We start from the raw sequence: 13271 nt of genomic DNA on the forward strand, positions 1-13271 counted from the left end.
GCGGACCTTATACCCATGGTTAATGGCGCAATAATCAATTGCCCTCACTTAAACGCACTCTTGCGTTCATGCGCTTAAACAGCCACGGCAGGCCCATGCGCCCCCAAGTCATCATTATCGGACGCCCGAACGTCGGTAAATCGACGCTGTTCAACCGCCTCGTCGGCAAGAAGCTGGCCCTGGTGGACGATCAGCCCGGCGTGACGCGCGACCGCCGCTTCGGCGATGCGACACTGCTCGGGCTTGAGTTTACCATCGTTGATACCGCCGGCTGGGAGGATCTCGATCCTGATACGCTGCCCGGCCGCATGCGTCAGCAGACCGAAGCCTCGCTGGTCGGTGCCGATGTCGCCCTGTTCGTGATCGACGCACGCGCCGGCGTCACCCCGCTCGACGAGGAAATCGCCCGCTACCTGCGCCAGAGCCGCGTGCCGATCGTGCTCATGGCCAACAAGGCCGAAGGCCGCCAGGGTGATCCCGGCATCTACGATGCCTTCGCGCTGGGCTTTGGCGAACCGGTCGCCTTCTCCGCCGAACACGGGCAGGGCCTCGCCGACCTGTTCGAAGCGCTGCGCCCGCATCTCGAACCCAAGCAGGTGGAAGAGGACGACGAGGCCGAGGTCGAGGGCGACGAGGAGGAGTTCGATCCCGAATCCGTCCTCAAGCTCGCCATCGTCGGCCGCCCCAACGCGGGCAAGTCCACGCTGATCAACAAGCTGCTGGGCGAAAACCGCCTGCTCACCGGGCCGGAAGCGGGGATCACCCGCGATTCCATCGCCATCGACTGGCAGTGGTTCGATCCCGAGCGTGAAGGCTATCGCCCGGTCCGCCTGATCGACACGGCGGGCATGCGCAAGAAGGCGCAGGTCACCGACAAGCTCGAAAAGCTCTCGGTCGCCGATGCCCGCCACGCCATCGACTTCGCCGAGGTCGTCGTGCTCACGCTTGATGCCACGCGCGGGCTTGAACATCAGGACCTCAAGATCGCCTCGATGGTGCTCGAAGAGGGCCGCGCGCTGATGATCGCGATCAACAAGTGGGACGTGGCCGAAGACCCCTCCGGCCTGTTCCAGGGCATCCGCAAGGCGCTCGACGAAGGCCTTGCGCAGGTACGTGGCGTGCCGCTGCTCGCCATCTCCGGCCGCACCGGCAAGGGGCTGGACGATCTGCTCAAGGCCGCGTTCGAAATCCGCGCCGCATGGTCCAAGCGCGTGCCGACCGCCGCATTGAACCGCTGGTTCGACGATGCGCTCGCCGCCAACCCGCCGCCGGCCCCCGGCGGCCGCCGCATCAAGCTGCGCTATATCACCCAGGCCAAGACGCGCCCGCCGGGCTTCGTCCTGTTCGGTACCCGGCTTGATCAGCTTCCCGAAAGCTATCGCCGCTACCTGATCAACGGCATCCGCCGCGAACTCGGCTTCGACGCCGTGCCGATCCGCCTGACCCTGCGCAGCCCCAAGAACCCGTTTGCGAAGTAGGCGTCATGCCCACCGAAGCCCTGCCTCTCGACCGCACCTCGCTCCCGCAAGGACTTGGCGCGGCGCTGTGGCGTGGCGTGCGCGGCAAGTGCCCGCGCTGCGGAGGCACCCACCTGTTCGCGCGCTTTCTCAAGCCGGTCGAGCGCTGCCGCCTGTGCGGCCAGAACTGGACGCTCCACGCGGCTGACGACTTCCCGCCCTACATCTCGATCCTGCTGACCGGCCACATCATGGCCCCGGTGATCATCGAACTGGGCCTGCACACCGGCCTGCCGGGCTGGGCGATGATGCTGATCGTGGCGGTCCTGGCGCTGGCGCTGCTGGTTGGCCTGCTCCAGCCCGCCAAGGGCGGCGTGATTGCGCTGCAGTGGTGGCTGGGCATGCACGGCTTTGCCGGGCGGGCAGGGAAGGGTGAGGCAGGCGTCGGTTAGTCCAGCGAGTGCACACACTCGGCCAACCTACGTCACCCCGGGCTTGACCCGGGGTCCCGCTTTTGCCCTTTACGCACCGCCAGAAGAAGCGGGACCCCGGATCAAGTCCGGGGTGACGGCGTTTCTTTTAGGCGCTGGCAGAGCTGGTGAAATGTCGAGAATGGGTCAAGGGCGGGGTTGGCTACGGAGGATTAATCACCGCCGTAAGCATCTGCGGTGATAATAGTCAGGCTCGCATCTTCAGTCAGAAACAGGCAGATGTCGTCAAAGTTTATAAACCGCTGCTGTACGCCGTTGCTCACCTCAATCCAGCATTGATCGTGCACAGCAGCAGACTTTTCCAAGCCAAAATATTTCAAAATCAATGCGACAGCATCAACACTGTGCATGCCGATAATGTTCACATCACCGATCAAAAAATGCCTGTGCGACGAAAGTCCTGTCACGAAACGATCTTTTACAAAAACAGTGTATGACCCATCACGACTGTCAAATATCTCCGAACCAATCTCGTCTGCCGATTCGACGAGACAGTGGAGCGATCGAAAATCATCGTAATCTTCAATCGGCACACCCAATCTAAAACCTGCAACTTGGTTGCATGGCTGCCACCAAGCACCTTCAGACCCGTTTCTCGATTGACAGCTCATTGAGAATGAATGGGGCAACTGCGGAATATTCGCAATCTCCTTCGTATCCAGATCTTCTGCTTCCAACTTGGTGACCGCCAGCCACCCCCTCACAAAAAATTATTCGGCCAGATCATCGTCCGCCACATATGCGCCGTGGGCGACCCGTCAAACCCCAGCCCTTCCTCAGGCTCGCGGAAGTTCCTCGCGATGACGCCTTCCAGTTCCTCCGGCTCCACCACCGGAAAGTCGTCGAAGAAATAGGTGTCGTAGAGCGTCACAGCCCTCGCGGTCATGTACCATTCGTGGCCGCGCGCGTATTCGGCGTCGCGCAGCAGGTATTCGGGCACCTGATAGTCCGGCCCGAAGAACTTGTGGTAGCTGTCAGGGTAGGCATAGCCGACGCTTTCGTCCGCCACATAGCGCAGTGCCTGGTGGTACTTCACCGCAAAGGCCACTTCCGGATCGACATAGGGTGCGATCAGCTGCGCGCTCCAGTAGCCGTGGTCGGCGCGGATCAGGCAGCCGTTGGAAATGTCGTGCAGCATGCAGGCCATCACGACCTTCTCCGGCAACCCATCGTCCAGCGCGCGTTTGGCGCTGACCAGCAGGTGCCGCACGGTGATGTCGCCAAAGCGGTGGCGGAAGAAATCGAGCAGGCGTGGCCGCTCGGGCATCCGCGGCAGGGCGGGATTGTCGCCCATCATGAACACCGTCTTGGGGTTCAGCAGCTTGAGCAGTTCGGCCTCGTTGTCGACGAAGTCGGTGCCCTTCCAGCCCACCGGCGAGGGATAGATCAGCCTCTCGCGCCCGGCCTGCGGCCAAGGGCGTTCCATCTCGTTATCGTTCATGGGGGAAGGGTAGGCGCGGCACCGCTTCGGGGCAAGCACCGCGCCGATCAGCTTACAGTACCTCGAACAGCCCCGCAGCGCCCATGCCGCCGCCGACGCACATCGTCACAACGACATACTTCGCGCCACGACGCTTGCCCTCGATCAGGGCGTGGCCGGTGCAGCGGGCGCCAGTCATGCCATAGGGATGCCCGATCGAGATCGAGCCGCCGTTGACGTTGAGCAGGTCATTGGGAATGCCCAGCTTGTCGCGGCAATAGAGCACCTGCACGGCGAAGGCCTCGTTCAGTTCCCACAGGCCGATGTCGTCCATCTTGAGGCCGAAGCGCTGCAGCAGCTTGGGGATGGCGAAGACCGGGCCGATGCCCATTTCGTCAGGCTCGGTGCCCGCCACCGCCATGCCGACATAACGGCCCAGCGGCGTGAGCCCGCGCTTGGCGGCAAGTTCTGCTTCCATCACGATCACGGCCGACGATCCGTCGGAAAGCTGGCTGGCGTTGCCCGCGGTCACGATGCCGCCTTCGATCACCGGCTTCAATGCCTGCAGGTTCTCGATGGTGGTCGAGGGCCGGTTGCCTTCGTCCTTGGTCAGGTGGACGTCCTGGAAGGTGATCTCCCCGGTTTCCTTGTTCTGGACGCCCATCGAGGTATCGACCGCGACGATCTCGTCATCGAACTTGCCGGAGGCTTGCGCGGCGGCGGTGCGCTGCTGCGATTGCAGGGCATATTCGTCGCACTGTTCGCGGCTGATGCCATAGCGCTGTCCGACGATCTCGGCGGTCTGCAGCATCGGCATGTAGATCGCCTTGTGCATCGCCATCAGGCTCTTGTCCGGGGCGACGCGCATGTCCTTGGTCTGGACCAGGCTGATCGATTCCTGGCCGCCTGCGGCAACCACGTCCATGCGGTCGATGATCACCTGCTTGGCGGCGGTGGCAATGGTCATCAGGCCCGACGAGCACTGACGGTCCATGCTCATGCCCGATGTGGTGATCGGCAGGCCCGCACGCAGCGCGACCTGGCGCGCGATGTTGCCCGCCTGCGCGCCCTGCTGCAGCGCTGCACCCCACAGCACGTCGTCAACTTCGGCCGGATCGATCCCGGCGCGGGCAACGGCGGCCTGCAAGGAAAGTGCGCCGAGCGTTGCGCCCGGCGTGGCGTTGAAGGCGCCCTTGTAGGCGCGCCCGATGGGCGTGCGGGCGGTCGATACGATTACGGCGTCACGCATGGTTCAAGCTCCTGCTGGGGATGTTTTTTCAAGCGATGTGGCGGCGAGGATGGGATTGCCGCCGAACCTGTCGCGCAATTCGCGCTTGAGCACCTTGCCGATCGGGCTGCGGGGGAGTTCGTCCACCACTTCGATCGCGGAAATGCGCTGCGTCTTGCCCAAGTGTCTGTTGGCTTCTGCCAGGACGGCCTGGGGGTCGGCCGAAGGATCAGCCAGAACGACTACCGCCAATGGCGTTTCGCCCCAGGCATCCGAAGCCACGCCCACCACAGCGGCTTCCTTCACCGCGCTCTGCCGGGTCAGCTCGGCTTCAAGGTCGCTCGGGTAGATGTTGAACCCGCCCGAGATGATCATGTCCTTGGCGCGGTCCATCAGGATCAGGAAGCCGTCCTCGTCGAACTTGCCGACATCGCCATGGCGGATGTAGCGGCGTCCCTCGGCATCGTACCACTCGACCTCGCGGGTCTTGTCGGCCTTGTTGTGATAGCCGTTCATCATGATCGGCGAATGGCCGACGATCTCGCCCACTTCGCCTTGCGGCAGCTCGTTGCCGTCCTCGTCGATGATCTTGATGATATGGCCGGGGGAAGGCTGGCCGACGGTGTGCAACTTGTCCGGGTGCAGGTGCGCCAGCAGGATCGCCGTCGCGCCGCCCTCGGTCATGCCATAGCCATCGGTCAGGCCGCCCGGCCAGCGCTTGAGCACATCGGCCTTGAGCCAGGCGGGGAAGGGCGCAGAGGTGCAGGACTTGAGCTTGTAGGATGACAGGTCGAAGCGGTCGAAGTCGGGCACTTCCATGATCCGCCGGTACTGCACCGGCACGAGCATGGCGTGCGTCACCCGCTCGCGCTCGGACAATTGCAGGAACGTGCGCGCATCGAACTTGCGCATCAGCACCACCTTGCCGCCTGCGGTAAGGGCAGGAAGGAAGCTGACCAGCGTGGTGTTGGAATAGAGCGGGGTCGAACAGATCACCGCCGTATCGTCGCCATAACCTGCGGGGATGGTGCGCCGGGCATATTCGTGGCGCATCTTGTGGCTCTGCACGATGCCCTTTGGTGCACCGGTGGTGCCTGAGGAATAGATGATGTTGAACGGATCGCCGGGGGCGGGGGGGCGCTCTTCCGGCTTGGCGCCTTCCTCGGCAATCCACGTGCTGAACGGCTCGCCCGCATCGCTGTCGTCCAGCGCGATGCGCTTCACGCCTTCAGGCAGGTCCAGCCCCGCGAGACGGCGAGAAATCTCCTTGTCCAGCAAGAGCACCCGGCTCCCGCTGTCCTCAAGCATGGCGATGATCGTTTCCGGCGTCGCGGTGGATGTCAGCGGCGCTGCCACCGCGCCTGCCCGGATCGCGCCGAGGAAAGCGAGGCCCGTGGTCACCGCGTTCATAGCCGCGATTGCCACAGGCTCGTGCCTTTGCACGCCCTCGCGCTGCAGGGCCGTGGCGATGCGGTCGAGCAGGGCGTCCATCTCGGCCCAGCCGACAGTGCGGTTCTCGTCCGCCAGCGCCACCGCATCACCCCGCCTTGCGGCATGGGTGCGCAGAATGTCGCTCAGCGGCGTGAACTCGCTCTCGACGATATCCTCGATCCGCATCGCAGTTCTCCGGTCAGCCGTTGAACTTCTCGCCTGCAGCCGCCTTGCGCTCCAGCAGGGGGGCGACGGGAAGGCCGTGCTTCTTCAGGCCCGCGACCACGGTATCGAGCCCGATATGATCGGCCCAGAACATCGGCCCGCCGGTCCATGCAGGCCAGCCATAGCCGTTGAGCCAGACGGTATCGATATCGCTCGCCCGCTGCGAAATGCCTTCCTCGAGGATCAGTGCGCCTTCGCTGATCATGGGGTAGAGCAGGCGTTCGCGGATCTCGTCCTTGTCAATCGAGCGCTGTGGCTTGCCTTCCTTCTGGGCGAAATCGGCGATGATCGCCTTCACTTCGTCCGAAGGCGAACGCTGGCGGTTGTCGTCGTAGTCGTAGAAGCCCTTCTTCGTCTTCTGCCCCCAGCGGCCGACCGCGCACAGCGCATCGCGCAAAGTCTCGATCCGGTTGGGATCGCGGTGCCAGCCGATGTCCACACCGGCAAGATCGGCCATCTGCCACGGCCCCATCGGGAAACCGAATTCGAGCAGCGCCTCGTCCACGTCCCAATAGTTCGCGCCTTCCATGATCAGCGCATGGGCCTGCGCCTGACGGGGTGAGAGCATGCGGTTGCCGATGAAGCCATGGCACACGCCCGAGACCACCGGCACCTTCCCGATCTTCACCGAAAGCGCCATCACCGTTGCCAGCTGCGCCTTGCCCGTCGCCTTGCCGCGCACGACTTCAAGCAGCTTCATCACGTTGGCGGGCGAGAAGAAGTGCATGCCCAGCACCGCTTCCGGGCGCGAGGTGACACTGGCGATCTCGTCGATGTCGAGATAGCTGGTGTTGGAGGCGAGGATCGCGCCCGGCTTGGCCACCTTGTCGAGCCGGCCGAACACGTCCTTCTTCACGTCCATGCTTTCATAGACCGCCTCGATCACCAGATCGGCCTCGGCCAGCGCCCCGAAGTCCAGCGTCGGCGTCAGCCGGCCCATCGCGGCCTCGGCGTCTGCGGCCTCCATCTTTCCGCGCTTGACGGTGTTCTCGTAGTTCTTGCGCATGGTGGCAACGCCGCGATCGAGCGCTTCCTGCGTCATTTCCACGATGGTCACCGGAATGCCCGCCGTCAGGAAGTTCATGGTGATGCCGCCGCCCATCGTGCCAGCGCCGATCACGCCGACGCGGTTGATGGGAAGCAGCTGCGTGTCAGCCGGGATATCGTCGATGGTCGCTGCCAGCTTCCGAGCGGCGTCGATGTGCTCCTTGGCACCGGGAATGGGGTCGGACATCGTGGTTCTCTCCTAAAGCTGGATCAGGCGCGGCTGGTGGCCAGCGCGCTGTAGATCAGCGTCTTCAACTGACGCCGGATGGGATAGATGAACGAAGGGTAGAGCTGGGTCATGAAGACCGCGTGGACCTTCTCCACCGGGTCCACGAAGAACGCGGTCGAAAAGATGCCGCCCCAGTAGAACTCGCCGGCTGACCCCGGCACCAGCGCCTTCGCCGGGTCGATGGTCATGCCGAAGCCAAGGCCGAATCCAGCGCCCGCGTTGTAGGCCTCGCTGAACAGTGCCTTGGACACCTGCGTCAGATCCGCGCCGCCGGGCAGGTGGTTGGCGGTCATCAACTGGAGCGTCTTGGGGCTGAGGATACGCACCCCGTCTGCCGCGCCGCCGTTCACGAGCATGCGGCAGAAGTGGTGGTAATCGGCGGTCGTGGAAAGCAGCCCGCCACCTCCGCTTTCGAAGCGTGGCACTCGGCGCGTGCCCGATTTCTCGGCGGGATCGAACAACTGCGGCGGCTGCCCGGCCTGGTAGGCCCAGGCATCGGCAAGCCGATGCGCCTTGTCGTCGGGGCAATGGAACCCGGTGTCGACCATGCCCAGCGGATCGAGGATGCGCGTGCGCAGGAATTCGCCAAGGTTCATCCCCGAAAGCCGCGCCACCACCACGCCGAGAACGTCGGTGCCCACCGAATAGTTCCACGCCTGTCCCGGCTCGAACTCCAGCGGCAACTTGGCCAGTTGCTCGACGAAATGGTCGTTGCCGGGCAGGCTGGCGTGCCCGTCCAGCCGCGCCTTGCGATAGGCGGCGTCCACGTTGGTGCGGTTCTGGATGCCGTAGGTCAGCCCCGACTGGTGCGTGATCAGGTCGACCATGCGCATCACCGGGGCGGGGCGGACGGGCATGAAATCCACCTCGCCGCCGCCTCCGGCATAGACACCAAGGCTGGCAAACTCCGGGATCACTTTCGTCACCGGATCGTCGAGCGCAACCTTGCCTTCCTCGACCAGCATCATGAATGCCACCGACGTCAGCGGCTTGGTCATTGAGGCTATGCGGCAGATCGTATCCACCGCCATCGGCGTCCCGTCCTCGCGCGCACGGCCCGCGGTGTGGCGATAGACCGCCTCGCCATCGCGCGCGACCAGCACGTCGAGCCCCGGCAAGCGCCCGCTGGCGATATAGTGCTCGTCGAGATAGGCTCCGATCCGGTCCAGCCGGTCAGGCTCGAACCCCAGCGATTGCGCGTCGGCCAGTTCCATGTCCTTCCCCTCAGCCAAAGATTGCCACGCTCTGCAGGCCGTGCATCACCTGCACGCCGTCGGCGTTCCACATGCGCAAGCTCTCGCTGCTGAAGCCCTCGGCCATGTGGTTCGAAGCCGTCTCGAGCAGCCACCAGCCGTCGCGCGTTTGCGGGGAGTCTCCCAGCAGGGTGAACGCCCAGTTGATCGAGCTGATCGGGCCTCTGCGCTCCATCGCGCGCATCGATCCGGGCGGCAGCGTATCGCCGATCAGCACCAGCTCTCCGATGGGATCCAGTTCGGTACGGTCGCGCAGACGCACCCAGCGCCGCACAACGCCCGGACGCCGATCTTCCTTTGCTTCGCCGCGGCGCAGTTCGAATTTCTGGATGAAGTGCAGCCCCTCGGGCGAACCCAGTTCCTCCATCTCGGTATGGGATATGAAGTTTTCCGCGCGCTGCGGCGTGACGGATCCGTTCGATGGCCGCGCACTGCCGAATACCCACGCGGCACGATGCGCCAGCGTGCCCCCGCTTGTCATGTCGGTCTGGATGTTGGCCACGCTCTTGCCTTCGCGCAGGCTTGCTACGGTGATGTCCAGGTCGGACCCCACCGGGGCGAGGAAGCTGATCTGGCCCCCGCGCAACGGCGGCAGGTCGGGCCGCGCCTTGCGGGCCGCGGCATAGGCGAGGAACGAGGATGCCCCGCCATACATCGTGCGCCCCTGCAGCCAGCCGTCAACGCCGCGCACGGAAAAGTCGGGACCGGCTCCCGCCAGCCCTTTCGCGATTGTGCCGATCGATTGTGCGTCCATGCCGATTGCAGCTTCCAATGCTCTCTCCCGGTCGCCTGTCGCTGGAACGACTCTGTGACCCAAGAGCTAGTGGAAGTTTACGTAAAGGGAAAGGGGGTGGGCGCCCGGTCCGAGCCGGAACGAGGCCCTTACGCTACGGCACGCACGGCCTCGGGCGGCCAAAAAAATTCGGCCCCGGCGCAAGGACCGGGGCCGACGCGTTCTCGTGTCGTCAGGTAATGCGGATCAGTGCATGCTTTCGCCACTTGCGCGGCGCAGGATCGGCGCCTTTGCCGCGCTCGCGGCAAACACGACCAGCAGCACGTAGCAAACCAGCGGCACAAGGAACGAAGCGAAGATGCCAGCCGCATCCGTCACTCCACCGGCCAGCGCCGGAATCAGCGCGCCCCCGATGATGCCGGTGCACAGCAGTCCCGAGGTCGCCTCTTCGCTGGCCGAGGAACGCTCCAGCGTCAGCGTGAAGATCACCGGGAACATGATCGAATTAAACAGCCCGATCGCCAGCGCCACGTATCCCGCCGAAACGCCGCCGACGAGGAACAGATAGGCGCACATGGCCGCGGCAATCGCAGCAAACAGGGTCATCAGCCGTGCCGCCGGGAAGCGGGCGAGCAGCACCGTGCCGATCGCGCGGCCAACCATGGCGCCACCCCAGTAGAACGACACGGCCTTGCCCGCCTGTTCGAGGCTGACATTCCAGATGCCCGGGTTGTTGAGGTAGAACGCCATCTGCGTGCCGATGGTCACTTCCGCGCCCACGTAGATGAAGATCGCAGCCGCACCAAGCACCGCCCAGCGCGACGAGAACGCCTGGCCGAGCAGAGCGCCGATGCCGCCGGTCGGCTGCGCTGGAGGGGCCGCCGCCGAAATGCGCGCGCGGTTCACGAAGAAGAACGCCAGCAGCACGATCAGCAGTCCGCAGATCCAGAAGTAGGCGCGGTCGATACCGGCCAGCGCCGCCTCGCGCACCTCAGGCGTCAGCGCGGTGCCTTCCGAAACCTCCACGCCTTTCAGGAACAGCGATGCGCCAAGGGCCGGGCCAAGGAAGGTGCCGAACGAATTGAACGTCTGCGAAAGCGTGAGTCGGAAATGGCTGCCTTCGGGCTTGCCGAGCGCTGCGGCCAGCGGGTTCGCGGCAACCTGCAGCACCGTGATGCCCGCAGCGAGCATGAACAGTCCGGTCAGCACCAGCGGGTATGACGCGATGTTGGCCGCAGCAAGCATCACAAGGCAGGCCACGACCATCGTTGCCAGCGCCAGCAGGATCGCCGGAACGGCTCGCAGGCGTCCGATGATCGCTGCCGCCGGGAAGCTCATCACACCATAGGCGATAAAGAAGGCAAAGGCCGAAAGCTGTGCTTCCAGCGTGGTCAGCGTGAAGATGCCCTTCACTGCGGCGACGAGCGGATCGATCAGCGAGGTGATGAAGCCCCAGGCAAAGAACAGCACGGTAACCGCGATGAACGCGGCCCTCTGCGAACCTGAATGTGCATTGCTGCCTGCCACGTATCTCTCCTCACCCAGCCATATTTGGCGTATCGCGCCTTCTAGCCACCGCTGACAGCCTTGTCATGCTTGTTGCATAGCTATTCCTGTGAACGTTCTCACAGAACGCGCGGCATTTCAACCCGCCGCCATTGCCGGGGCCAGTTCGCGCCGCAGTTTTTCGATGATCCGTTGAACCTTGGGCAGCAGGTGCCGCCGCTGCGGGTAGACTGCCCAGATCGGATCGACCTCGGGCCTGAACTGCGACAGGACTTCGACCAGCGCGCCTTCGGCAACCGCCCGGCTCACATAGAATTCGGGCAACTGGCACAGGCCCAACCCCGCCATCGCCGCATCAAATACCGCTGTCCCGTTGCTGCACCGCCAGCGCCCCCGTGGTCGCACCGTGCGCACTTCGCCGTCTACCAGATAGCGCCACATGTCGAGCGTCGCGGGGATGCAGTCATGCGCCTCGAGGTCGTCCACCGTCTCGGGTGTGCCATGCGCGGCCAGGTACGCTGGCGAAGCGCAAGTGACGATCCCGCGCGAGGCGATCTGCGTGCGGATCAGGCGGCTGTCGGGCAGGGTGCCGGTGCGGATGGCCAGATCGTACCCTTCGGAGACCAGCTCGACCACACGGTTCGACAGGTCGAGGTCCACCGAAAGCTTCGGATAGTCCTGCACATAGGCCCGCACGATCGGCGCGACGAAGCGCTCGCCCAACGCAGTCGGGCAGGTGATGCGCAAGTGGCCCTGCGGTTCGCCCTGCAAGTCGAGCATGGCAATCGCCTCGTCGCGCTCGGCAATCAGGCGGCGAAACTGGTCGACCAGCGTGCGCCCTGTGTCGGTAAGGCTGACAGCCCGCGTCGTGCGGTGGAAGAACTGCGCGCCAAGGCTCTGCTCCAGCCGCGCCACGGCCCGGCTCACGTGGGAAGTCGATGTCCCCAGCCGCTTTGCCGCCGCCACGAATGTGCCGGTATCGGCAACCGCCACAACTTCATCTATCCCGTCCCAGCGATTGCTCATTATTCTCGTCTTGCAACAGTGTTTCGCATATTGTGCAATTTAACACTGCCGTAGCAATTATGCTAACGCGCCGCCACATCCAAAGGGAGACCGGACACCATGAAGACCCGCGCCGCCGTAGCGTTCGCGCCCAAGCAGCCGCTCGAAATCGTCGAGCTCGACCTTGAAGGCCCCAAGGCGGGCGAGGTTCTGGTCGAAATCATGGCCACCGGCGTCTGCCATACCGATGCCTACACGCTCGACGGCTTCGACAGCGAAGGCATCTTCCCCAGCGTGCTCGGCCATGAAGGTGCGGGCGTAGTGCGTGAAGTCGGCCCCGGCGTCACCTCGGTAAAGCCCGGCGATCACGTGATCCCGCTCTACACGCCGGAATGCCGCCAGTGCAAAAGCTGCCTCTCGGGCAAGACCAACCTGTGCACCGCGATCCGCGCCACGCAGGGGCAGGGCCTGATGCCCGATGGCACCAGCCGCTTCTCCTACAAGGGGCAGACCATCTTCCACTACATGGGTTGCTCCACCTTCTCGAACTTCACCGTCCTGCCCGAAATCGCGGTGGCGAAGATCCGTGAGGACGCGCCGTTCCAGTCCGCCTGCTACATCGGCTGCGGCGTGACGACGGGCGTCGGCGCGGTAGTCAACACTGCCAAGGTCCAGGTGGGTGACAACGTCGTGGTCTTCGGTCTCGGCGGCATCGGCCTCAACGTGATCCAGGGCGCGCGCCTTGCCGGCGCCAACAAGATCATCGGCGTCGACATCAACCCCGATCGCGAGGAATGGGGACGCAAGTTCGGCATGACCGACTTCCTCAACTCGAAGGGCATGAGCCGCGAGGACACCGTGGCCAAGATCGTCCAGATGACCGACGGCGGCGCCGACTATACTTTCGACGCAACCGGCAACACCGAAGTCATGCGCACCGCGCTGGAAGCCTGCCACCGCGGCTGGGGCACCTCCATCATCATCGGCGTGGCCGAAGCCGGCAAGGAAATCAGCACCCGCCCGTTCCAGCTCGTCACCGGTCGCAACTGGCGTGGCACCGCATTCGGCGGCGCCAAGGGCCGCACCGACGTGCCCAAGATCGTTGACATGTACATGACCGGCAAGATCGAGATCGACCCCATGATCACCCACGTCATGGGCCTTGAGGAAATCAACACAGCATTCGACCTGATGCACGCCGGCAAGTCGATCCGCTCGGTCGTGGTGTTCTGATCCACCTGACTGA

The 13271-nt window shown here is 64.3% G+C and carries 11 protein-coding genes and 1 pseudogene; 3 read left to right on the forward strand and 9 right to left on the reverse strand.

Going from position 1 to position 13271, the window contains the following annotated elements; all coding sequences use genetic code 11:
* Positions 1-95: 95 nt before the first annotated feature.
* Positions 96-1478, forward strand: a complete 1383-nt coding sequence (gene der, locus AC1Q5P_RS13285) for a ribosome biogenesis GTPase Der (protein ID WP_492519182.1) — start codon at positions 96-98, stop codon at positions 1476-1478.
* 5 nt (positions 1479-1483) lie between these two features.
* A complete protein-coding gene (locus tag AC1Q5P_RS13290) occupies positions 1484-1909 on the forward strand; it encodes a DUF983 domain-containing protein (protein WP_492519183.1) in 426 nt (141 codons plus the stop codon).
* A gap of 191 nt (positions 1910-2100) precedes the next feature.
* Here the strand turns inward: AC1Q5P_RS13290 and AC1Q5P_RS13295 are convergent, their stop codons facing one another.
* From AC1Q5P_RS13295 to AC1Q5P_RS13335, 9 genes and pseudogenes are all read right to left on the reverse strand, one after another.
* Positions 2101-2625, reverse strand: a complete 525-nt coding sequence (locus AC1Q5P_RS13295) for a hypothetical protein (protein WP_156451885.1) — start codon at positions 2623-2625, stop codon at positions 2101-2103.
* Between the two features lie 23 nt (positions 2626-2648).
* On the reverse strand, positions 2649-3389 hold the full coding sequence (locus tag AC1Q5P_RS13300) for a hypothetical protein (protein ID WP_492519184.1): 741 nt from the start codon (positions 3387-3389) through the stop codon (positions 2649-2651).
* 52 nt (positions 3390-3441) lie between these two features.
* A complete protein-coding gene (locus tag AC1Q5P_RS13305; protein ID WP_492519185.1) occupies positions 3442-4617 on the reverse strand; it encodes an acetyl-CoA C-acyltransferase in 1176 nt (391 codons plus the stop codon).
* Positions 4618-4620: 3 nt separating this feature from the next.
* The gene (locus AC1Q5P_RS13310; protein ID WP_492519186.1) at positions 4621-6213 is read right to left on the reverse strand and encodes a class I adenylate-forming enzyme family protein; all 1593 of its coding nucleotides are present in this window, start codon (positions 6211-6213) and stop codon (positions 4621-4623) included.
* 13 nt (positions 6214-6226) lie between these two features.
* A pseudogene (locus AC1Q5P_RS13315) lies at positions 6227-7465 on the reverse strand (3-hydroxyacyl-CoA dehydrogenase); the annotation flags it as partial.
* Between the two features lie 44 nt (positions 7466-7509).
* Positions 7510-8742 carry a serine hydrolase domain-containing protein gene (locus AC1Q5P_RS13320; RefSeq protein WP_492519187.1) on the reverse strand — a complete coding sequence of 411 codons (1233 nt, stop codon included), beginning with the start codon at positions 8740-8742 and terminating at the stop codon, positions 7510-7512.
* 10 nt (positions 8743-8752) lie between these two features.
* Positions 8753-9553, reverse strand: coding sequence for a thioesterase family protein (locus AC1Q5P_RS13325; RefSeq protein WP_492519188.1), 801 nt, complete (start codon positions 9551-9553; stop codon positions 8753-8755).
* 207 nt (positions 9554-9760) lie between these two features.
* Positions 9761-11041, reverse strand: coding sequence for an MFS transporter (locus tag AC1Q5P_RS13330; protein ID WP_492476782.1), 1281 nt, complete (start codon positions 11039-11041; stop codon positions 9761-9763).
* 117 nt (positions 11042-11158) lie between these two features.
* The gene (locus AC1Q5P_RS13335) at positions 11159-12046 is read right to left on the reverse strand and encodes a LysR family transcriptional regulator (RefSeq protein WP_492519189.1); all 888 of its coding nucleotides are present in this window, start codon (positions 12044-12046) and stop codon (positions 11159-11161) included.
* A 99-nt stretch (positions 12047-12145) separates the two neighbouring features.
* Between AC1Q5P_RS13335 and AC1Q5P_RS13340 the strand changes: the two genes are divergently transcribed.
* A complete protein-coding gene (locus tag AC1Q5P_RS13340; protein ID WP_062343266.1) occupies positions 12146-13258 on the forward strand; it encodes an S-(hydroxymethyl)glutathione dehydrogenase/class III alcohol dehydrogenase in 1113 nt (370 codons plus the stop codon).
* The last annotated feature ends 13 nt before the right edge of the window (positions 13259-13271 follow it).

The organism is Novosphingobium sp. GW835-FHT14H07 (genome assembly GCF_058793515.1).

What these genes read in the sequence shown, in the direction of transcription:
- der (WP_492519182.1), top strand. Translation starts at nt 96, where the DNA reads ATGCGCCCCCAAGTCATCATTATCGGACGCCCGAACGTCGGTAAATCG.
- AC1Q5P_RS13290 (WP_492519183.1), top strand. Translation starts at nt 1,484, where the DNA reads ATGCCCACCGAAGCCCTGCCTCTCGACCGCACCTCGCTCCCGCAAGGA.
- AC1Q5P_RS13300 (WP_492519184.1), bottom strand. Translation starts at nt 3,389, where the DNA reads ATGAACGATAACGAGATGGAACGCCCTTGGCCGCAGGCCGGGCGCGAG.
- AC1Q5P_RS13305 (WP_492519185.1), bottom strand. Translation starts at nt 4,617, where the DNA reads ATGCGTGACGCCGTAATCGTATCGACCGCCCGCACGCCCATCGGGCGC.
- AC1Q5P_RS13310 (WP_492519186.1), bottom strand. Translation starts at nt 6,213, where the DNA reads ATGCGGATCGAGGATATCGTCGAGAGCGAGTTCACGCCGCTGAGCGAC.
- AC1Q5P_RS13320 (WP_492519187.1), bottom strand. Translation starts at nt 8,742, where the DNA reads ATGGAACTGGCCGACGCGCAATCGCTGGGGTTCGAGCCTGACCGGCTG.
- AC1Q5P_RS13335 (WP_492519189.1), bottom strand. Translation starts at nt 12,046, where the DNA reads ATGAGCAATCGCTGGGACGGGATAGATGAAGTTGTGGCGGTTGCCGAT.
- AC1Q5P_RS13340 (WP_062343266.1), top strand. Translation starts at nt 12,146, where the DNA reads ATGAAGACCCGCGCCGCCGTAGCGTTCGCGCCCAAGCAGCCGCTCGAA.